We start from the raw sequence: 21424 nt of genomic DNA on the forward strand, positions 1-21424 counted from the left end.
AACCCACCCCGTTGTGGGTGCGGGGGGGGGGGGGGGGGGGGGGGGGTGCCCCCCCCCCCCCCCCCCCCCCCCCCCCCCGCTCCCACATGGTTTTTATCAGAACGCGACGCTGGTCTTCAGGCCCAGGATGAACGCGTCATCGCGGTCCTTGCTGCCGCCCGGATCCTTGATGTACTGGAGGTTCGGGCGGATCGCGATCGACGGGATCGGCGACCAGCTGTAGAACACTTCAGCCACTTTCTCGGAACCGCTGTTCACGAACACCGGGTTATCCGGGTACAGCTCGTTCTGCAGGCGCTGGTTGCGTGCCGTGAGGCCGTTGGCGTGCGTCGCAGCGAACGCGGCGCCGATGAAGTCGTTCGGGCGATCGAAGATGCCCTTGTACTCCATGCCGAGCGAGACCTGGTTCTGGGTCGCGGAGGTCGAATGGTCGGCCGCGGTGACGTTGAGGAACACCGTGGTGCCCTTGCCACCGGCAACGCCCGACACCTGCTGCTGGAACGTGATCCACGCACCCTGGCGCGACGAGTGCTGCAGCGGCGTGCCGCCGAACTCGACGAGCGGCTGGTGCTGGTCATTGAGGTACAGGTCGTCACCGCCCGCGTTGTTGTACCAGACGCCAACGCGATACGAGCCGGGCAGGCCGTTGATCGTGGGCTTCCAGCCGAACTCCAGCGGGATGAGCGCACCCGTGGTGCCGCTCGGGAAGCCGGGCTTCCAGCCGTTGCGGCGGGCGTAGCCATCATCCGGGTACTTCGGGTTCATCTGGTACGCGGCCAGCTGCACGAAGGTTTCGTCGCTGGTGTTGTACTTCAGTACGGTGGCCCACTGGCTGGTCGGCCAGTTGATCCAGTAGTCGCCGACCACGTTACCCGGCTGCGCACCGCAGAACGACAGGTTCATGAAGTCGCACGAGAAGTTGTTGATGTCCTCGCCGACGGGCAGGCGGCCGAGCTTCCAGGTCAGCCTGCCATCGAAGAACTTCTGCTCGAGCGACAGGATGGTGAGATGCCAGGTCTGGCCGCGGCCATACACTTCCTGGATCAGCTGGTTGTTGCCGATGTTCGCATCGGCACCGATGTCGCGACCGTTACGGTCGGTGACCATGACGTTGAACTTGGCGCCGTCCCAGCCCCACAGCTTCTGCAGGTCGAACGAGGCGCCGAACTTCCACTGGTCGGTGTAGCGGGTGATGTTGCGATCGCCGCCGGAGTAGTTGTGCGCGGCTTCGAAGCCGTAGCCGAAGTCGAACGTGATGCCCTTGTCAGCGAGCCGGGTGCGCTCGCCACCCCAGTCGCCGAAGAGATATTTGCTGCTGGATGCGTCGTCTGCATGGGCGGTGCCGGCGAACGCGAGACCCGCCAGCATCATTGCCGCGAGTGGACGCTTGATCAGATTCGTAAGCATGAACCCTTCTCCCTGAAACTAAAAAACCAAAAAAGTTACGCTTTTTCGTACTTGCTTTTTGTTTATTCCAGTTGCGTTGCACAACATTTTCAGTGCACACAACCGACGCAATATATACGTTTTGTCATACTAAAGGGTGGGCATCGCGAATTCTGCGCCAGCGCTTTCATCGTGGTTCAGCCAACGCTGTGTAACGGCCTTCTGTCGCGTGTAGAAACGTACGGATTCCGGGCCGTGCGCATGGTGATCGCCCATCAGGCTCTTCTTCCACCCACCAAAACTGTGGAACGCCATCGGTACGGGAATGGGCACGTTGATGCCGATCATCCCGACCTGGACGCGGTGAGAAAACTCGCGCGCGACTTGTCCATCCCGCGTGAAGATCGACGTGCCGTTGCCAAATTCGTGCTCGTTGACCAGCTTCAGCGCAGTGGCGAAATCGGCAACACGCACCACGCAGAGTACCGGCCCAAATATCTCTTCCTTGTAAATTCGCATGGTCGGCGTGACGTGATCGAACAGCGTCCCACCCACGAAGAAGCCTTGTTCACAACCGGCAACCTGGTAGCCACGGCCGTCGACGACGAGCTCGGCGCCGGCGGCTTCGCCATCGTCGATGTAGCCCGTGATCCGGTCACGATGCACCGCCGTGACCACGGGGCCCATCTCGACGGTTTCGTCCAGTCCCTGGCCGATGCGCAGCGATTCGACGCGCGGCTTGAGTCGCGCCACCAGCGCGTCCGCCGTGGCATCGCCCACGGCAACGACGACCGAAATGGCCATGCAGCGTTCACCAGCCGCGCCGTATCCCGCGCCCATCAGGGCATCCGTGGTGCGATCGAGATCCGCGTCGGGCATCACAATCATATGATTCTTGGCCCCACCCAAGGCTTGGACGCGCTTGCCCTTTGCGGTGCCGCGCGCATAGATGTACTCGGCGATGGGTGTGGAGCCGACAAAACTTACGGCCTGCACGAGTGGATGGTCGAGCAGCGCATCGACCGCCGTCTTGTCACCGTGCACGACGTTGAAGACACCGTCGGGGAGCCCGGCTTCCTTCAGCAGTACCGCGAGTTCCACGGCGAGCGACGGGTCGCGCTCGGACGGCTTCAGCACGAACGTGTTGCCGCAGGCGATCGCCATGGGGAACATCCACATGGGCACCATGGCGGGGAAGTTGAATGGCGTGATGCCTGCGCAGACACCGACCGCCTGGCGCATCGTCCACGCATCGATGCCGTTGGCGATCTGTTCGGTGTACTCACCCTTGAGCAGCTCGGGGATGCCGCACGCGTACTCGACCACCTCGAGGCCGCGGATGATTTCGCCCTTCGCATCGGAGAGTACCTTGCCGTGCTCGGCGACGATGATGCGTGCGAGCTTGTCCATGTCGCGTTCGATCAGTTCCTTGAAGCGGAACATCACGCGCGCACGCTTCAGCGGCGGTGTTTCGGCCCATGCGCGGAACGCCGCGTGCGCGGCCTGCACCGCGGTGTCGACATCCGCCACGGAGGCGAGATCGACTTCGGCGGCCACGCGGCCGTTTGCCGGGTTGTAGACGGGGGCGGTGCCGGCAGGGGATCCGGCGTAGGTCGTGCCGGCGATGAAGTGACCGATGCGGTAAAGTGTGTTGTTCGTTTCAGGCTGGGCGGACATGGTTCGTGCTTCTCCAATCGCGCGGATCAGCGCGCGATCATCCATTCGTGGGCGGGGTCATTGCGGAAGTGCCACTCGCGGCGGGGACCGGCCATGACATTGAGGTAGTAGCCGCGGTACCCGTGCGGCATGACGACGGGGTGGTAGCCGCGCGGCACCATGACGACGTCATGGTCGCCGACGGCCATCGATTCATCGATATCGCGCTCATCGGTGTACACGCGCTGGAACGCGAAGCCCTGCGGCGGGTCGATGCGGTGGTAGTAGGTTTCCTCGAGCACACTCTCGTCCGGCAGGTTGTCGGTGTCGTGCTTGTGCGGCGGATAACTCGAGGAGTGGCCGGCAGGCGTCAGCACTTCCACCACGAGCAGCGACTCGGCCTGTTCGGTTTCGGGAAGGATGTCGCAGACATAGCGCGTGTTGGCGCCGGTGCCGCGCACCGAACGCTTCATGGTGGAGGGATCGATCAGGCGTGCCTTGAATCGGCCGGATGCAGGTGCGCTGGCGAGGGCGAGCTCGGCATCGTCGTGCGCGTGCACCGTATACGTCGACGAGGGAGGCGCGTACACGGCGTGGGGCGATTGCTCATCGAACACGCTGGCGCGTCCACCGAGGTTGGACCAGGCTTGCTCACCGACGGTAATGTCGACGGTTCCCGTCAACACGACGAGACACCCTTCGCGATCGGCCGGCAGCGTCAGCGTGGTCGTCTCGCCACGCTTCATCCGGCGGGCCGCGAATCCCACGTGCTTCCAGTTCGCCGATTCCGGCGTGACGGTGACGATCGCTTCGCCCTGCGGGGAAGCCTTGACGAGGAGGCTCATGCGACCTCCTTCATAGGTTCGCCATCGAGCAACGAGCGAAGGGTCTGGTAGCCCTTTTCCGCATAGGCATAGCTCGGCGCGACGGACGGATCCTGCTCGGCCTCGACAACGAGCCATCCCTTGTAACCGTGCGCCTTCAGGCGCTGGACGATGCCGGCGAAATCGATGACGCCATCGCCGGGCACGGTAAACGCGCCATTGAGCACCGATTCCAGGAAGGTCCAGTGACGGTTGCGGGCGAGCCGCACGACGCCGGGACGCACATCCTTGCAGTGCACGTGGCAGATGCGAGCGATGTGCTTCTCGAGCACCTTGACCGGATCGCCGCCGCCGAAATACGTATGCCCGCTATCGAACAGCAGGCCGACTTCGTCGCCGGTATGGGCCATGAGCTGGTCGACATCGTCGGGTGATTCGACGTACGCGCCCATGTGGTGGTGGTACGCCAGGCGCACGCCGCGCGAGAGCGTGAACTTCGCGAACTCGGTCAGGTTATCGCCGTAGCGTTTCCACTCATCGGCCGTGCGGAAGCGCGGGCGCTTGTACAGGGGATGCGGCTCGCCCTGGATCGCATTCGCCACCTCGCCATAAACCATGACCTGGCAGCCGTTCTCGGCGAGGAGGCGCAGGTGCTGCTCCACCGCCACGATCTCGTCCTTCGCGGGGCGCACCGCGGCGCGGCCGGAGTACCAGCCACTGACCACGTCCAGGCCGTACCCGGCCATGAGGTCGCGCAGTGCCGCGGGATCCCGGGGGAACTTGTTGCCGAGCTCGAAGCCTTCGTAGCCGATCGCCTTGCCTTCGCTGAGCGCGGTGGACAACGGCGTCTCGCCACCCAGGGAGGGCAGGTCGTCGTTGCTCCACGAGATCGGGTTGATGCCGATGCGGATGGGATCGTTCTTCATGCTGGCGTGTTCCTGGCCTTGCGGGCCACGGTGGCGGTCTCGTAGCCGCTACGCGCATCGCGTACGGCATCCCGCGTGGAGACTTCCGGCACCGCCACGTCCCACCATACGCCGCCTTCCTCGGTGGTGCGCGTGTGGTCCGTATCGATGCTGATGAGATAGGTGCGGTCGGCGGCGCGTGCGCGTTGCAGCGCCGCTTCGAGCCCGGCGATGTCCGCGACATGCTCGGCGATGGCCCCGAGCGCGCGGGCGTGCGCCGCGAAATCGATGGGTGGTGCACCGTGCGGCCCTTGCAGGCAGTCGTCGAACATGTTGTTGAACGGGGCACCGCCCGTTGCTTGCTGCAACCGGTTGATGCAGCCATAGCCGCGGTTGTCGAGCAGCACGATGATGAGCTTGGCATCGAGCATCACCGAGGTGGCGATCTCGGAGTTCATCATGAGGTAGCTGCCGTCGCCCACCATGACGATGACCTCGCGGTCGGGCTCGGCCATCTTGACGCCCAGGCCGCCGGCGATCTCGTAACCCATGCACGAGTAGCCGTATTCCATGTGGTAACCGCCGGGCGTTTCGGTGCGCCACAGCTTCTCCAGTTCCGCCGGTAGCGTGCCGGCCGCGCAGACGACGATGTCACTCATGGCCGACGTGGTGGAGGAGCGCTGGACCGCGCCAATGACTTCACCGTCATAGGGCAGGCGGCCCGGCGGCGGGGCGCGCTGGCCGGTGATGCGGTCGACGATGTCCACCCATTCGCGGGCGGCCTCGCTGGCCCGCTGGGTCCATCCCTCGGGGGCGGCCCAGTCTTCCAGTCCGAAGCTCAGGTCGTCGAGGACCTGGGCGGCATCGCCGATCACCTCGATGCCATCGCCCTTGAGCGAATCGAAGGCGTTGACGTTGACCGAAAGGATCGGGATATGCCGGAACAGCGCATTGGACCCGGTCGTAAAATCCTGCAGGCGGGTGCCGACGGCGATGATCAGGTCGGCATCGCGAAGCAGCGCATTGGCCGCGGTGGAGCCGCAGACGCCCGCGGGGCCCAGCTGGAGCGGGTGGTTCCATGGCATCGCACCCTTGCCTGCCTGCGTTTCGCATACCGGCACGCCGTGCTTGTCGGCGAAGGCGAGGAGCTCCGGCGTGGCCTTTGCGTACAGCGCGCCGCCGCCGGCGATGATCACTGGCCGCTCGGACGCTTCAATCGCGTCCAGTGCCACCATGAGCTCGTCATCGGTGGGCTGCGGCGCGCGGAAGACGATCTCGCGCGGTTCGAAGAAGGACAGCGGGAAGTCGTAGGCTTCGGCCTGGACATCCTGCGGCAACGCCAGCGTGACCGGCCCGCACAAGGCGGGATCCGTCAGGGCGCGCACGGCGCGGGGGAGTGCGGTGAGCAACTGCTCGGGCCGCACGATCCGGTCGAAGTAGCGGGAGACCGGCCGGAAACAGTCGTTCACCGATACCGTGCCGTCACCGAAGTCCTCCAGCTGCTGGAGCACGGGATCGGGCGCGCGCGAGACGAAGATATCGCCGGGCAGGAGCAGGACGGGCAGGCGGTTCACATGGGCCAGCGCCGCGGCCGTGACCAGGTTGGTCGCGCCGGGGCCGATCGATGTGGTGACCGCCATCATCTGGCGCCGCATGCTGGCCTTCGCGTAGGCGATGGCGGCGTGCGCCATGGCCTGTTCGTTATGGGCGCGGAACGTGGGGAAGCTCTCGCGCACTTCGTATAGCGCCTCGCCGAGGCCTGCCACGTTGCCGTGGCCGAAGATGGCGAAGACACCGGCGAAGAGGGGTTCAGCCTCCTCGGCATCCGCATCGCGGGCATAGAGCGCCTGGAGGTAGCGCACCAGCGCCTGGGCGGTGGTCAGGCGGATCGTGTCGGTCATGCGGTTGCGCCTTCCTTCACCGGCTGGGACGCATCGCGGCGGGCACCTTGCCGCCATGCGCGGATCATCGCTTCGAACGCGGCGCGTGCCTGGTCGATCAACGCGGCGTCGTCGATCTTGCCCGCCAGCCAGGCCTTCGCCGGTTCACAGAACAGCGTGCGGCCGACCGCGAAGCCGCGGCAGGTGCTGCTGCCAGCCGCTTCCGCGAAGCCGGCGGCGAGGGAGTCCGCCGGCGCGTTGAGGCCAAGCAGCAGCACGCCGCGGCAGAACGGATCGCGCTCGGCGATCAGTGCATCGATAGCCGCCCATGCCTCGCCCTGGGGCGGGCAGAGCTTCCACCAGTCGGGCCGGATGCCGAGGTTGTAGATGCGCTTCATGGAACGCAGGACGAGGTCGTCACGCTGGGCCTGGCTGGTGCAGCCCGGCGGTATGACCTCGAGCAGCAGCTCGTGGCCGCTCGCTTTCGCAGCGCCGTACAGCGAGAGCAGCTGGGTCTCCTGCTCGACGCGGTGCAGCGGGTCGGCATCCGGATCGAACTGCACGAGGCACTTGATCACGTGCTCGCGCGGCCAGCTCACCAGCTGGCTGCCGATGGAGCGGCCACGCTCGAACTCCAACGGGTTCGAACCCGGGACCTCGACGGGGCGCCCGATCCACCAGCCGCGGCCGGTCGCGGCGTTCAGCGCATCCTGCCCGTAGCGATCATCGATCAACAGGCCAATATGGCCGGCCAGGCCGTTCTCGCGTTCGGTAGCCGCGACGGCCTCGACGAGCAGGGTCTTCAGCCTCGGCAGGCGCGACTCGTCCGCACCGGCCTCGCGGGCCAGTTCGAAGAAGGGCGTGCGGTGATCGAACGCGAAGACGTAAAGTTCCTTCCAGGCCTTTCGCGGCACGGCGGCGCGATGCAGGTGCGACAGTTCGGCATCGAGGTCGGGACGGGAAATACCGCCTTCGCGCGAGAGGAACGCGTCGAGCTCGGCGCGGCACGGCATCGCGGGTGCGCACGCATGGCGCGAGACCACGATCGCGCCACTGGCGTTCGCCCACGCGCAGGCCTTTTCCACCGTTTCACCGCTGAGCCAGCCCGCCAGGAAGCCGGAAAGGAACGCGTCGCCCGCGCCGAGCACGTTGAGGACCTCGACGCGCGCGCCACGATACGTCGGTGCCTCGTCGATATCCGTGGGGATGGCGCCCTCGACGATCGAGCAGCCGAGCGGCCCGCGCTTCACCACGAGCGTTGCATCGGAGACGCTGCGCACGGCACGCAGCGCGGTGAGCAGGTCCTCGCTGCCACCGGCGATGTGGAACTCTTCCTCCGTACCGACGATCAGGTCGAACAAGGGCAGGGTGGCCTGGAGATGCTTCGTGACATGTTCCGCGGCGACGAAGCGCTGCTCGCCGTTGCCGCGACCGGTCAGGCCCCACAGCACGGGGCGGTAGTCGATATCGAGCACCGTGCGCACGTCATGCTTTCGCGCAAGCTCGAGCGCCCGCTGGCTGGCCACCAGCACGCCTGGTTGCGAGAGGTGGGTGCCGGTGATCGCGAGCGCACGGCAGCCAGCGATGAAGTCCTCGTGGATGTCATCGGCCTGCAGGGCCATGTCCGCGCAGTTTTCGCGATAGAACAGCAGCGGGAAACTCGTCCTGTCCTTGATGCCGAGGATGGCGAGCGCCGTGAGCCGCTCCGGATCGACCCTGACCTGGCTGACATCGCAGCCTTCGCCGGCGAGCGTTTCCAGGAGGAACGTGCCCATCTGGTCGTCGCCGACGCGCGAGAGCATGGCCGAGCGCAGCCCGAGCCGCGCGGTGCCGAACGCCACGTTGGCCGACGAGCCGCCGAGGTACTTGGCGAAGCTGGTGACATCCTCGAGGCGCGCGCCGATCTGCTGGGCATAGAGATCCACCGCGAGCCGGCCGAGGCAGGCGACATCGATGGGGCGGGAGGTGGAGCGGGGGAGAGGACTACGCATAGGTATAGGGGTCTTCAGGCCGCGCGGCCTTCCAGTTCATCGACCAGGCTCTGGATCTCGGTACCGCCGGCCATCATGTCGAGCACTTCTTCCTTCGTGATGTCGGTCTTCGCGAAGGTGCCCATGGACTGGCCGCGGTTGAGCAGCGTGAAGCTGTCCGCGATGGGGTAGGCGTGGTGCACGTTATGGGTGATGAAGATCACCGAGATGCCGCGTTCGCGGGCCTTGTGGATCAGCTTGAGTACGTTGCAGCTCTGCTTGACGCCGAGCGCCGCGGTGGGCTCGTCGAGGATGAGCACCTTGGCGCCGAAATGGATGGCGCGCGCGATGGAAAGGCACTGCCGCTCGCCGCCGGACATGGTGCCGACCGGCTGGCTGGCATCGCGCACGTGGATGCCCATCTCGGCCAGCTTGTCGCGTGCGGTTTCGTTCGCGTACTTCATGTCCAGCACGTTCAGCACGCCGAACATGCGGCGGCGGGGCTCGCGGCCGGCGAAGAAATTCCGTGCAACGCTCATCAGCGGGACAAGTGCGAGGTCCTGGTAAACGGTGGCAATGCCGCGATCGAGAGCCTCGCGCGGCGACTTGAACTTCACCGACTCGCCGTCGACCCGGTAATCGCCGCTGCTGGGCTGGTGCACGCCGGCCAGGGTCTTGATCAGCGTGGATTTGCCGGCGCCGTTATCGCCGAGCAGGCAATGGACCTCGCCGCGCTTCAGCTTCAGCGTGACGCCCTGCAGGGCGATGACCGTGCCGAAGAATTTGCTGACGTTATCGAGTTCGAGGATGTAATCACTGGCCATGGGAGCCGCCCTCACTTCGTGCTCGCAGCGCGGCTGCGGATGTAGTGGTTGAACAGCACCGCGATCAGCAGCATGCCGCCGAGGAAAACGCGGTACCAATCCGAATCGATGTTGGTGTACGAGATGCCGATCTGCACGACGCCGAAGATGATGGCGCCGAAGCAGGCACCGATGACCGAGCCGAAGCCGCCCGTTAGCAGCGTGCCGCCGATGACGACGGCGATGATCGCCTCGAACTCCTTCTGCAGGCCGCGATCCGAAGCGGCGGAGCCGAACTCGGCCACCTGCAGCACGCCGAACAGGCAGGCACAGAAGGCGGTGAGCACGAACAGCGAGATCTTCACGCGGCGCACGGGCACGCCGACGTTCTTGGCGGCGTTGGCATCGCCACCCACGGTGTAAATCCAGTTGCCGAAGCGGGTGCGGGCGAGCACGAAGCCGGCGACGACGGCGAGGGCGATCCACCACAGCAGCACCTTGGGGATGCCACCGACGACCGGTTCGCCATTGGGGAACGAATCGATGACGCCATGCGAGGCGAGGAACGCGAACAGGCCGTGCATCGTCGTGCCCGAGAACAGCGCGGAGACGAACGGGGATTCATCGAACTTGCTGCCGACGCCGCTCACGATGGTGCTGTTCGCGAACGTCGTGGAAAGCACGAGGGTGAGCCCGCGCAGCACGAACATGAAAGCGAGGGTGACGATGAACGACGGCAGCTTCGTGCGTACCACCAGGTAGCCGTTGAGCCAGCCCAGCGCCATGCACACCAGGAAGGCCGCGATGACCGAGGCCCATAGCGGCCAGCCCAGGTACATGGGTGGAATGGCGACGACGACGCCGGCGAAACCGATCATGGAGCCGATGGAAAGATCGAACTCGCCGGCGATCATCAGCAGGCAGGCGCCCACGGCTAGGATGCCGAGGTACGCCGCCACCTTGGCCCAGTTGATGACGCCATCGAGCGCGAACATGCCCGAATCGCCCGCGGTGAAGGCGAAGAAGACGAAGACCAGCACGGTGCCGGCGATGGAGCCCAGTTCGGGCCGATCGAGCAGTACGCGCCACGGGGATATCTTCCGTACGCGTTCATCCGTGGGTTTGGCGGCTTCCTGCGCATTCGCGCGCTGACGCTGGATCATGTGGGTAACGCTCTCGTTGATGGCGCTCATGGGGTTCTCCCGTCGGTCAGCGGTACTGGCCGGCGTACTTCTCGACAGTGGCGACGTTCTCCTTCGTGACGAAGGCCGGGCCCGAGCTCACGCCGTTGGCGGTGTAGATGGGCTTGAGGTCGTACTCCTTGAGGCGCGCCTGGAACTTCGGGTTGGCCTTGAGCGCGGCGATGATCTTTGCCGGGTCCTTGGTGTTCTGGTCGTGCGCGATGACCAGCGCGGCGATGCCCATGTAGCCCTGCAGGTAGGGCTGCTGGTCGATCGCGTACTGGATCGTGCCGGACTTGATGCCGGCGATGATCGCGGGCGAGAGGTCGAAGGTGCCGAAGTTGATCGCGCCCTTCAGGTGCAGGTCTTCCACGACCTTGATGGCGGGCTCGGCGGCGTTCGGGCCGAGTGCCAGGATGGCCTGGGTCTTGGGGTGGGCGCGCAGGTAGGCGGTGAGCTTGGACGAGACCACGGTCGGGTCCATGCCGGTATCGATCATGGAGGTGGAACGCCAGTCCTTCACGCCGATGGCATCGGCATAACCCTGGCAGCGCTCGAACGAGGCGTTGTTGGTGGCGTAGTGGTTCACGCAGACGAAGCTCTTGATGCCGGCGGCCTTCGCCCGCTCACCCGCGGCCTTGCCCGCGTCGTACTCGCCCTGGCCGACATGCATGATCGCGCCGATCTTCGCGCTTTCCTGCGGTGTGCCCGAATTGATCGTGACGATGGGGATGCCCTTGGCCGAGACCTTCGCGGCGGGGCCCTTGAGCTGGTCGAAGTTGGCGATATCGAAGGCCACGCCCTTGTAGTTGCGCGCCGCGGCGGATTCGAGCTGCCGGGCCATCTCGGCGAGATCGCCGTTGCCGGAACCCCGGTAGTCGACGGCGACACCAAAATCTTCGCCCGCCTGCTTGATCGAGTTCTTGATGGTGTTCCACCAGGAATCCGAATCGGCGGCGTGGGTGACGAGGACGTAGCGGTCGCCGGGGGCCGCCCGGGAGGCCGGGGCGGCAAGGCCGAGGCCCAGGGCGAGGGCGGCTGCCAGCGTGGCGTGGAACGGTTTGAATCGCATATTGCCTCCACTTTGGGACCGGCGCGGCCGGTCGGGATCGGGGACGGTCTGAGCGATAGCGGCCCTGCGGCCGCTGTTTTGCCGAAAAGCGGACCGAGCATGGACCTGCCGTTCCACGGTTGCAACTTGCATTGCAACATCGAAATAAATGGAAAATATGTTCCATGCCGTGCTTCAATCCGGTCGGACCCCTGTTGGAGCCACCGATGGCCAAACGCAGCGAAGCCGATACCCTGATGAGCCGTATCGCCGAGGAATTCGAGGCCCTCCCGCGCCAGTTGCAGGGGGTGGCCCGGTACCTTGAGGAACATCGGAGTTCAATCATGGTCCAGCGCGTCGGCGAGATCGCCGAGGGCGCCGGGGTCCATGCATCGGCCGTGGTCCGCTTTGCCCAGCGCTTCGGCTATTCCGGCTTCAGCGAGATGCAGGCCGTGTTCCGCGATGCGTTCACCGCGCAGGCCTCGCCATCGCGCAGCTACAAGCAACGCATCCGTACCGTCATCGAGAACCGCTCGGGCGGCGTGCCCGCGGCGGAGATCGCGTCGCGCTTCATCGATGCGAGCCGCATGGGCCTCGACGAACTGGCCGCGGAAATCGACGAAGCGCGCTTCGAGAAGGCAGTGGACACGCTCGCCGCCGCCGAGAACATCTACGTGATCGGCGTGCGCCGTTCGTTCGCCATCGCCACGTACATCGCGTACGCCCTGCAGCACACGCAGAAGCGCGTGCACCTGATCAGCGGGCTGGGCGGCATGTTCCGCGAGCAGCTGCGCAGCATCGGGAAGAACGATGCCCTCATCGCCATCAGTTTCCCGCCGTTCGGGAACGAGACGCTTTATGCCATGCGCGTCGCGCAGCAACACCACGCGAAGGTGCTGGCCATTACCGAAAGCGACCTGGGGCCGCTGGCCCGCCACTCGGATGTGCTGCTGAAGGTGAAGGAGGGCAGTGCGTTCGCCTTCCGCGGCCTGACCAGCACGATGTGCCTGTGCCAGGCCCTGTTCGTCGCGCTCGCCTACAAGCTTGAACTTACCGTTGAAGAAACCCTTCCCCGAGGAGAATACGATGATTGAAGTCGCGGTCTTTGGCGCCGGTCGCATCGGCAAGATCCACGCAGGCAATGTCGCGCGCCATCCCGAGGCGCGCCTGCGCTACGTGGTCGATGTGCACGAGCCGTCGGCGAAGGAGCTGGCAGGCAAGCATGGCGCGAAGGTGGCCAGTATCGACGAGGCCCTGAACGATCCCGCGGTGGGCGCCGTCGTGATCGGCTCGAGCACCGACACGCACGCGGACCTGATCCATCGCGCCGCCACCGCGGGCAAGGCGATCTTCTGCGAGAAGCCCGTCGACCTGGACGTGGAGCGTGCACGCTCCTGCCAGGCCGCGGTCGAGAAGGCCGGCGTGGTCTGCATGATCGCGTTCCAGCGACGATTCGATCCGACGTTCTCCTCGCTCAAGAAGCGCCTGGACGACGGTGAAATCGGTTTGCCCGAGGTACTCATCGTCACGAGCCGCGACCCGGGCGCACCGCCGGTGAACTACATCAAGAGCTCCGGTGGCGTGTTCAAGGACATGCTGATCCATGACTTCGATATCTTCCGCTGGATCCTGGGTGAGGAAGCGGTGAGCGTGCATGCCGCCGGCAGCTGCCTCACCGATCCTGCGATCGAAGGTGCCGGCGATATCGATACGACCGCGGTAACGATCCGGACGAAGAGCGGCCGGCTCTGCCAGATCAACACCTCGCGCCGCGCCGCCTACGGGTACGACCAGCGTTTCGAAGTGCTGGGCAGCAAGGGCATGCTCCAGGCCGGCAACGTCGCACCGACGCAGGTGGTCTCGCATACCGCGGAACACATCGCGCACGACCTGCCCGAGCACTTCTTCCTTGAGCGCTATCGCGAGGCGTATGCCGCGGAAATCGCGCACTTCTTCGACGCGCTCGCGGCCGGTACGCCGGTGCGCACCACCATCGGCGATGGGATCAAGGCGCTCGAGCTGGCCGAGGCCGCCGCGCGTTCGTGGAAGGAAGGGCAGGCCGTGGCGGTGAACATCTGACGGGGTGCGGATCATGAGCAAGCTTCGTATCGGCCTTGCCGGCCTGGGCCGGCTTGGCCAGCGTTACGCCGAGAATCTCGCCCGTGCGTTGCCGCGGGCGGAACTCGTGGCGGTGTGCAGCCCCGTCGAAAGTGAACGCGCGTGGGCGCGCGACGCGCTGGGCGTGCCCGTGATTTATGAGACCTATGAGCAGATGCTCGCCGACGAACGCATCGATGCGGTCGTCGTGGTGACGCCGACTTCGCTGCACGCCACGCAGATCGAGCAGGCACTCGATGCCGGCAAGCACGTGTTCTGCGAGAAGCCGCTATCGCTGGAACTGGAGGACTGCCGCCGCGCCGCCGAGCATGCGGCGAAGGCCTCGAAGCGCGCGATGGTCGGGTTCGTCCGCCGCTTCGATGAGAGCTATCGCCACGCCTTCATGCACATCGAAGCCGGCGGCATCGGCAGGCCGTTCCTGGTGTATTCGCAGACGACCGACCTTGCCGACCCGACCGGTGCCTTCCTGAAGTTCGCGCCGACGAGCGGCGGCATCTTCCTCGACTGCAGCGTGCACGACGTCGACCTGGCCCGCTGGCTGCTGGGCCGGCCGAAGGCGAAGAAGGTCTACGCCACCGGCACCGTGGCCATGTATCCGCCGCTCGAGGCGCTGAAGGATGTGGACAACGGCATCGCCATCGTCGAGTTCGAGGGCGGCCAGATGGCGATGTTCTACGCCTCGCGCACGCAGGCCCACGGCCACGACACGCAGACGGACGTGACCGGCACCGCGGGCAAGATCAGCGTGGGGCGCATGCCGCGCGCGGATCGCGTGGAGATCGCGGACGCGGGCGGCGTACGCCACACCGTACCTACGTCGTTCTACGAGCGCTTCGCCCCGGCGTTCGTCACCCAGGCTAAGCACTTCGTGGACGCGGTGCTCGACGACACGCCGTTCGACCTGACGATGGACGACGCGGTGGAAGCCACGCGTATCGCCATCGCACTGCGCGAATCACAGCACAGCGGGCAGCCGGTGTTCCTCGGCTAACGCTGCGTCGCGCCTCGTTATCGGGCGTAGCCCCCTGTGGGAGCGCGCTTGCGCGCGATGTACCTGCCGCGAGCACCCATCGCGCGCAAGCGCGCTCCCACGGGCAAGGCGCAGCGGCTGACTCTAAAAAAGGCTTCATGCGGCGAGATGTCGCACCGCAGCATAAGCCTCTATAATGGAGTGGCTATGTCCCTGCCTCCCCTAGTCCCCCATCGCGGACGGCGCTTCGCCGTCACCGCGCGGATCCTCTCCGCGGTCGTCTTCACCTTCCTGTGCTACCTAAGCATCGGCATCCCCATGGCCGTGTTGCCCGGGTATGTGCACGAAAGCCTCGGCTACTCCACGGTGATCGCCGGCCTGGCGGTCAGTACGCAATACATTGCGACCCTGATGAGCCGGCCCTACGCGGGGCGCATGGCCGATGCCATGGGCCCGAAGCGTGCCGTCACGGCGGGCCTGATCGTGCTTGCCCTGGCCGGCCTGTTCCTGGCCCTGGGTAGCCTGGCGCCGGGGATGCCGGCGGTGTCGCTCGCCCTGATCCTCCTCAGCCGCCTTGGCCTTGGCTTCGCCGAAAGCTGGATCGGGACGGGTGCCATCACCTGGGGCATCGCGGGCATTGGCGGTGAGCACACCGCGCGGGTCATCTCGTGGAACGGTATCGCTACCTACGGCGGCATTGCCCTCGGTGCACCGCTCGGCGTCACGCTTGCGGCGAAGTTCGGCATGGTCTCGCTCGGTGTGCTGGGCTTTGCGCTGGGCGCGATCGCCTTGCCGCTGGCCCTGCTCAAGGCGCATGTGCCGCCGACGCACGGCGAACGCCTGCCGTTCAAGCACGTGCTCTCGCGCGTGTACGCATACGGCGCGGGCCTTGCGCTGGGTTCCATCGGCTTCGGTGCGCTTTCGACGTTCGTCGCCCTGTATTACGCGAGCCGCGGCTGGCAGGGTGCCGCACTGTCGCTTTCCCTGTTCGGTAGCTGTTTCATCGGCGTGCGCCTCGTCTTCGCCAATGCCATCAACCGGTTCGGCGGCTACCGCGTGGCCATGGTGTCGCTGGTGGTCGAGTGCCTCGGCCTGTTGCTGCTATGGTTCGGCACCAGCCCGCATGCGGCGCTCGCCGGTGCCGCGTTGACCGGCTCAGGCTTTGCACTGGTCTTCCCCGCACTCGGCGTCGAAGCCGTCAGCCGCGTGAGCAACCACAACCGCGGCGCGGCGCTGGGTGCCTATTCCGTGTTCCTGGACGTGGCCCTGGGCCTGACCGGCCCGGTCGGCGGCTGGATCGCGGGACTTTACGATTACCCGGCCATCTTCCTCGTGGCCAGCGCGACGACGCTGGCGGCCGCGGTCCTCTCTTTCGTGCTGTATGCGCGGCATGGCCGCCCGCTGGAGAGCCAAAGCGCCGGCTCGCGGGCATAATGCCTGCCTGATCCCCACGAGTCCGCACCATGCTCCTCGATCGCAGCTGGATGGGTTACGGCATGGAAGGTGCCTTGCAGGTCGGCGGCATCGCGCTGCTGGGCGGCATCGTCGCGTACGTGCTGGTGCGCCTGTTCGGCAAGGCCAACGGCTGGAACCATGGCATGGAGTTGACAGTTGCCGTGCTCGTGGCGTTCTTCCTCGTGGGCTACGAGGACATCTGGAATTCGTTCTACTTCAACTTCGTCCCGATCCAGTCACCGCAGCTGTTGCGGGTGAAGCTGGCCGCGGTGCACGATCCGGATTCCATGGGCCTGCGCGTGCTGTTCGAGATGCTCGGCGCACTGGTGGGCGCCGGCATCGGTTGGGCAGCGTTCTCCGGTGGTCTCAAGGACCTCATCGGGCACATCCGCAATCCGTAGGGCTCCTACAACAAACTGCGGTCAGCGGTGGTGCTGGAACATCCAGTCCCACAGGTCGGGCGTGGCGTAGGCCTTCATCCACGAGCCGTGGTTCACGCCGGGGAATTCGCTGTACTTCACTTCGGCGCCGCGCTTAACCAGCGCTGCGTTCATCTTGCGCGACTGTTCGGTGGGGACGACGTTGTCATCGCCGCCGTGGAAGATCCACACCGGGGTCTTGCCGATCTTCTGCGCGGCCCATTCGAACGGATCCTTGCCATCGGGTACGCCGTGGACGAACAGGTTGCGCCCTTCCGGATCGGGTAGCGCAGTGATGCCGCCGCAGATGATCGCGGCCGCGGCGAACTTGTCCGGGTAATCGACCGCGAGCTGCCACGAGCCGTAGCCGCCCATCGACAGGCCGGTGAGGTACAGGCGCTTACGGTCGCCGTGGAATTCCTGGACGCTCTTCTCGAGGGCGGCGAGCGCCATGTTCGCATCGGCTTCGTCGGTCCATTCCGTATCGTCCGGCGCCTGCGGGATCACGACGACGGCCGGGAAATCCATGTGTTCCTTCAGCCACGGTGGCAGGCCCTGGCTCATCTGCTTCTGGTTATCACTGCCGCGCTCACCGCTGCCATGCAGGAACAGGACGACCGCCGGGTGCGGCTTGATATCGGCGGGGATGAAGACCTGGTAACGGTAGGTCTTGCCGTGCACGTCGACCGTGCGCTCGGCGAACTGCGCCGGGGCGGCGGAGGCGGCGCCGGCCACCATGGCGGCGGTGAGGAAGGCGAAGGTGCGGAGCATGCGCGGGGGTCTCCTTGGGGGCATGTGGGCCTCGCGGCGAAAGATGTCGCCCACAGGGTGGGCTCCTACGATCGAGTTGAACCGAGTAACCCGGTTTCGGCAAGGGCCTTACAGCACGGGATCGAACAGGCGGGCCACGTGCAGGGCCACGCGGCGCAGGTAGGGCAGGCGGCGGTAGTCGTTGGGGTTGACCTCGTCGCCCTGTGCGAAGTCGTCCTTCAGCATGGTTTCGATCTCCGCCGCGAACACCTCGTCGACGTTCAGCGCCGCGACTTCGAAATTCAGGCGGAAGCTGCGGTTGTCGAGGTTCATGCTGCCGACGACGGCGGTGTCGTGGTCGATGAGCATCACTTTCTGGTGCACGAAACCCGGCAGGTAGCGGAACATGCGGATGCCGGCGATGGTGGCCTCGTGCGCGTACAGCGTGGAGGCCAGGTACACCGTGCGGTGGTCCGGGCGCGAGGGGATGAGGATGCGTACGTCGACGCCGCGGAATACTGCAAGGCGCAGCGCGCCGAACACCGCCTGGTCGGGCACGAAGTACGGGCTGGTGATCCACACGCGCTTCTTCGCCGCATGGATCGCCTGGGTGAAGAACAGCGAGCAGCTTTCCTGGCGATCCGCGGGCCCGGTGGCGACGATCATGCTGTTCGCGCGGCCGCAACGTTCCGGCGGCGGCATCGATGGCGGACGCTCGCCGGTCACCCAGTACCAGTCCTCGGCGAAGACGCGTTGCAGGTCGGCAACGGCCGGACCCTCGATCTGCATATGGGTGTCGCGCCAGGGTGCGAGCGGCGGCTTCAACCCGAGGTATTCGTCGCCTGCATTGAGCCCGCCGACGAAGCCGCGTTCGCCATCCACGACCACGATCTTGCGATGGTTTCGGAAGTTCAGCTGGAAGCGATTGCGGAAGCGGCGCGTCGCGAAGCGGCGCACGTCGACGCCACCCTTGCGCAGGCTTTCCACGTAGGCATCGGGCAGGGCATGGCTGCCGATGCTGTCGTAGAGCAGGCACACGCGGACGCCGCGGCTCGCACAAGCGAGCACCGCATCGCGCAGGCGACGCCCCAGCCCGTCGTCGTGGATGATGAAGAACTGCACCAGCACGTAATGATCGGCACGGGCCATCGCGGCGAACATGGCTTCGAACGCCGCTTCGCCGTCGATATGCAGGGAGAGGTTGTTGCCGGCGTGCATGGCGGTCTTCAGCATGTGCCCGATCGCGCTGTAGCGCGGGTCGTGCACGGGCTGGGGATGCGGGGCGACGCCGGGCTGGGCGGGGTGTTCCGCCTCGGCGTGCAGCATGAAGAAGCGGGCCTGGCGCTGGCGGTGCAGGTCGACGTACCCGCCAAAGCGGCTGGCGCCCAGGAACAGGTAGGGCACCAGGGTGACATAGGGCACCAGCACCAGGCCGAGCACCCATGCGAAGGCGCCCTGGGCGGTGCGCGTGTTCATCACCGCATGCATGGCGGCCATGACGCCCGCGGCGTGCAGGGCCAGGGCCGCGATGGCGATCAGCGAGGCGATCATGCCGGGAGCGCTCCGATATTCAAGTTTGCGGCAAGAGTCTTTGTCGCACCGGGGCGTTTCTGCGCCGCGGGCCGGGCAGGACAATACACACCATCCTCCTTTCTGTCCGAGCCTATCCTATGGATTCGTCACCGTCCCGTCTGCCCTTGCTGGCACTGGCCGTGGCAGCTTTTGCCATCGGTACTACCGAGTTCGTCATCATGGGCCTGCTCCCCGAAGTGGCGTCCGATCTCCATGTCGGTATCCCCGCGGCCGGCATGCTTGTCTCCGGCTACGCGCTGGGCGTGGCCCTGGGCGCGCCCCTGCTTGCCGCCCTTACGGCGAAGCTGGAGCGCAAGCGGGCGCTGCTGTTGCTGATGGGCCTGTTCATCATCGGCAACGCGTTGTGCGCCGTCGCATGGAACTACGACGTGCTGATGGTGGCCCGCGTCGTCGCGGCCTTCTGCCATGGTTCGTTCTTCGGCATCGGCGCGGTCGTGGCGGCCCACCTGGTACCCGCCAACCAGCGTGCCCGCGCGATCGCCCTGATGTTCGCCGGCCTGACCCTGGCCAACGTGCTGGGCGTGCCGTTCGGGACGTTCCTCGGCCAGTGGGCCGGCTGGCGCTCGACGTTCTGGGCGGTGACCGTCCTGGGCATCGCTGCCGCCGTAGCCGTGGCGCGCTTCGTGCCCGCCCTGCCGAACCTGAAGGCGCCGCACATGGCGACCGAGATGCGCGTGCTGCGCGAGCCACAGGTGCTGATCGCGCTGGGCATGACCGTCCTGGGCTTCGGCGGCGTGTTCACCGTGTTCACCTACATCGCGCCGATCCTGCAGGACGTGTCGCACGTAAGCCCGCACTGGACTGGTGCGGTGCTGGTTCTGTTTGGCCTGGGCACCACGATCGGCAACATGCTCGGCGGCCGCCTCGCGGACTGGCGCCTCATGCCTTCGCTCATGGGTATCCTGGTCGTGCTGGCGCTGCTGATGGCCGCGTTCGCCTGGACCATGCATGACACGGTCGCGTCGATCGTCACGATCTTCGTCTGGGGTATCGCTTCGTTCGCCACCGTGGCGCCGCTGCAGTCCCGCGTCGTCCACGTGGCCGGCGATGCGCCGAACCTGGCCTCGACCCTCAATATCGCCGCGTTCAACCTGGGCAACGCGGGCGGTGCCTGGCTGGGCGGTGCGGTGATCGCCGCCGGCCATGCGCTGCCGGTCGTCAGCCTGGCCGGCGCGGCTGTGACGGTGGCAGGCCTGGTTGCTACGATGGCCAGCGTTGCACTGGAGCGCCGCCGCCCTTCGCGTGTCGCCGCCGGGTGCGCCTGATCCCCCTACGGAGCCACGCCCATGAAAGCCGTCGCTTACCGCAAGTCGCTTCCCGCTGAAGATGCGCAGAGCCTGCTCGATGTCGAACTCCCGGTGCCGCAGGCCACGGGGCGCGACCTGCTGGTGAAGGTGGCGGCGATCTCGGTCAACCCGGTCGACGCCAAGGTCCGCCAGCGTGTCGATCCGAAGGGTGCAGACAACGTGCTCGGCTGGGATGTGGCGGGCACCGTCGTCGCGGTGGGCCCGGAAGTGCGGCGGTTCAAGGCCGGTGATGCCGTGTGGTACGCCGGCGACCGCAACCGTCCCGGCGCCAACAGCGAGTTCCACCTTGTCGATGAACGCCTGGTGGGGCGCAAGCCTTCAACGCTCACCGACGCGGAAGCGGCGGCGATGCCGCTCACGACGATCACGGCCTGGGAGCTGATGTTCGATCGGCTGGGGATCCCGCGCGGGACGTCAGGTCGCCCCGCCACGTTGCTCGTGGTCGGGGCAGCGGGTGGTGTGGGCTCCATGGCGGTGCAGCTGGCGCGTCGGCTGACCGGGCTGACCGTGATCGGCACGGCATCCCGCCCTGAAACCCGCGAATGGGTGCAGGCGATGGGCGCGCACCACGTCGTGGACCATGCGAAGCCGCTGGACGCGGAGGTGCTGGCAGTCGCGCCCGAGGGCGTCGACTACGTCCTCAGCCTCACCAAGACCGAGCAGCATTTCGCCACGTTCCCCGAGCTGATGAAGCCGCAGGGCGCGATCGGGCTGATCGACGACCCGGCCGAGCCGATCGACGTGCGCCTGCTGAAGGTGAAGAGCATCGCGCTGCACTGGGAATCGATGTTCACGCGCTCGGCGTTCCACACCGACGACATGGGCGAGCAGGGGCACCTGCTGGATGAAGTCGCGAACCTGGTGGACGCGGGCGTGATTCGCAGCACGGTGCGCGAGAACTTTGGCCTGATCAACGCGGCGAACGTACGCCGTGCGCACCAGCTCGTGGAGAGTGGCACCAGCATCGGGAAGGTCGTGCTGGAAGGCTTCTGACGATTAAAGACATTGTGGGAGCGCGCTTGCGCGCGATGGGGTCTGCGTCAGTACCCATCGCGCGCAAGCGCGCTCCCCCAGACCAATAAGTAACGCGGTACCGAGCGGGCGCGCAGCGCACGCGCAGGTAGTAACTGCGGCCCCCCAGGGTGGAGTAAGCGGC

The 21424-nt window shown here is 66.2% G+C and carries 18 protein-coding genes; 7 read left to right on the forward strand and 11 right to left on the reverse strand.

Translation table 11 applies throughout. The features are described 5' to 3' along the window. Positions 1-96: 96 nt before the first annotated feature. The 9 genes from ACZ6YI_RS21230 to ACZ6YI_RS21270 all read right to left on the reverse strand — a co-directional run bounded on the left by ACZ6YI_RS21230 (position 97) and on the right by ACZ6YI_RS21270 (position 11677). A complete protein-coding gene (locus ACZ6YI_RS21230) occupies positions 97-1407 on the reverse strand; it encodes a carbohydrate porin (RefSeq protein WP_465780354.1) in 1311 nt (436 codons plus the stop codon). A 129-nt stretch (positions 1408-1536) separates the two neighbouring features. Beyond that, on the reverse strand, positions 1537-3063 hold the full coding sequence (locus ACZ6YI_RS21235) for a CoA-acylating methylmalonate-semialdehyde dehydrogenase (protein ID WP_465780355.1): 1527 nt from the start codon (positions 3061-3063) through the stop codon (positions 1537-1539). 26 nt (positions 3064-3089) lie between these two features. Next, the gene (iolB, locus tag ACZ6YI_RS21240) at positions 3090-3887 is read right to left on the reverse strand and encodes a 5-deoxy-glucuronate isomerase (protein ID WP_465780356.1); all 798 of its coding nucleotides are present in this window, start codon (positions 3885-3887) and stop codon (positions 3090-3092) included. Continuing rightward, a complete protein-coding gene (gene iolE, locus ACZ6YI_RS21245) occupies positions 3884-4792 on the reverse strand; it encodes a myo-inosose-2 dehydratase (protein ID WP_465780357.1) in 909 nt (302 codons plus the stop codon). Before iolE ends, iolB begins: the two co-directional genes overlap by 4 nt. Next, positions 4789-6672, reverse strand: coding sequence for a 3D-(3,5/4)-trihydroxycyclohexane-1,2-dione acylhydrolase (decyclizing) (iolD, locus tag ACZ6YI_RS21250; RefSeq protein WP_465780358.1), 1884 nt, complete (start codon positions 6670-6672; stop codon positions 4789-4791). Before iolD ends, iolE begins: the two co-directional genes overlap by 4 nt. Next, positions 6669-8642 carry a bifunctional 5-dehydro-2-deoxygluconokinase/5-dehydro-2-deoxyphosphogluconate aldolase gene (locus ACZ6YI_RS21255; RefSeq protein WP_465780359.1) on the reverse strand — a complete coding sequence of 658 codons (1974 nt, stop codon included), beginning with the start codon at positions 8640-8642 and terminating at the stop codon, positions 6669-6671. The genes iolD and ACZ6YI_RS21255 overlap by 4 nt, the downstream gene beginning before the upstream one ends. A gap of 14 nt (positions 8643-8656) precedes the next feature. Beyond that, positions 8657-9445, reverse strand: a complete 789-nt coding sequence (locus tag ACZ6YI_RS21260) for an ATP-binding cassette domain-containing protein (RefSeq protein WP_465780360.1) — start codon at positions 9443-9445, stop codon at positions 8657-8659. Between the two features lie 11 nt (positions 9446-9456). Then, entirely contained in the window at positions 9457-10617 is a 1161-nt protein-coding gene (locus ACZ6YI_RS21265) for an ABC transporter permease (RefSeq protein WP_440324545.1), read from the reverse strand. Between the two features lie 16 nt (positions 10618-10633). Beyond that, on the reverse strand, positions 10634-11677 hold the full coding sequence (locus ACZ6YI_RS21270) for a sugar ABC transporter substrate-binding protein (RefSeq protein ID WP_465780361.1): 1044 nt from the start codon (positions 11675-11677) through the stop codon (positions 10634-10636). Positions 11678-11883: 206 nt separating this feature from the next. Between ACZ6YI_RS21270 and ACZ6YI_RS21275 the strand changes: the two genes are divergently transcribed. The 5 genes from ACZ6YI_RS21275 (at position 11884) to ACZ6YI_RS21295 (ending at position 16600) form a co-directional block, all read left to right on the forward strand. Then, a complete protein-coding gene (locus tag ACZ6YI_RS21275) occupies positions 11884-12750 on the forward strand; it encodes a MurR/RpiR family transcriptional regulator (protein ID WP_465780362.1) in 867 nt (288 codons plus the stop codon). Further along, a complete protein-coding gene (gene iolG, locus ACZ6YI_RS21280; RefSeq protein WP_465780363.1) occupies positions 12743-13735 on the forward strand; it encodes an inositol 2-dehydrogenase in 993 nt (330 codons plus the stop codon). Before ACZ6YI_RS21275 ends, iolG begins: the two co-directional genes overlap by 8 nt. Positions 13736-13748: 13 nt before the next feature. Further along, on the forward strand, positions 13749-14765 hold the full coding sequence (locus ACZ6YI_RS21285; protein WP_465780364.1) for a Gfo/Idh/MocA family oxidoreductase: 1017 nt from the start codon (positions 13749-13751) through the stop codon (positions 14763-14765). A gap of 186 nt (positions 14766-14951) precedes the next feature. Continuing rightward, positions 14952-16178 carry an MFS transporter gene (locus ACZ6YI_RS21290; protein WP_465780365.1) on the forward strand — a complete coding sequence of 409 codons (1227 nt, stop codon included), beginning with the start codon at positions 14952-14954 and terminating at the stop codon, positions 16176-16178. 29 nt (positions 16179-16207) lie between these two features. Then, the gene (locus ACZ6YI_RS21295) at positions 16208-16600 is read left to right on the forward strand and encodes a hypothetical protein (protein ID WP_440328821.1); all 393 of its coding nucleotides are present in this window, start codon (positions 16208-16210) and stop codon (positions 16598-16600) included. A gap of 21 nt (positions 16601-16621) precedes the next feature. Here ACZ6YI_RS21295 and ACZ6YI_RS21300 read toward each other — a convergent pair whose 3' ends face one another. Continuing rightward, complete coding sequence (locus tag ACZ6YI_RS21300) at positions 16622-17389, reverse strand: carboxylesterase family protein (protein WP_465780366.1); 768 nt, start codon at positions 17387-17389, stop codon at positions 16622-16624. A gap of 108 nt (positions 17390-17497) precedes the next feature. Beyond that, the gene (gene cls / locus ACZ6YI_RS21305) at positions 17498-18919 is read right to left on the reverse strand and encodes a cardiolipin synthase (RefSeq protein ID WP_465780367.1); all 1422 of its coding nucleotides are present in this window, start codon (positions 18917-18919) and stop codon (positions 17498-17500) included. Positions 18920-19038: 119 nt separating this feature from the next. On the opposite strand from cls, the gene ACZ6YI_RS21310 reads away from it, so the two are divergent. Both ACZ6YI_RS21310 and ACZ6YI_RS21315 read left to right on the forward strand, forming a co-directional pair. After that, entirely contained in the window at positions 19039-20226 is a 1188-nt protein-coding gene (locus ACZ6YI_RS21310) for an MFS transporter (RefSeq protein ID WP_465780368.1), read from the forward strand. Between the two features lie 21 nt (positions 20227-20247). Next, on the forward strand, positions 20248-21261 hold the full coding sequence (locus ACZ6YI_RS21315) for a zinc-binding alcohol dehydrogenase family protein (protein WP_465780369.1): 1014 nt from the start codon (positions 20248-20250) through the stop codon (positions 21259-21261). Positions 21262-21424 lie beyond the last annotated feature (163 nt).

It is taken from the genome of Luteibacter sp. NPDC104163 (assembly GCF_055584245.1).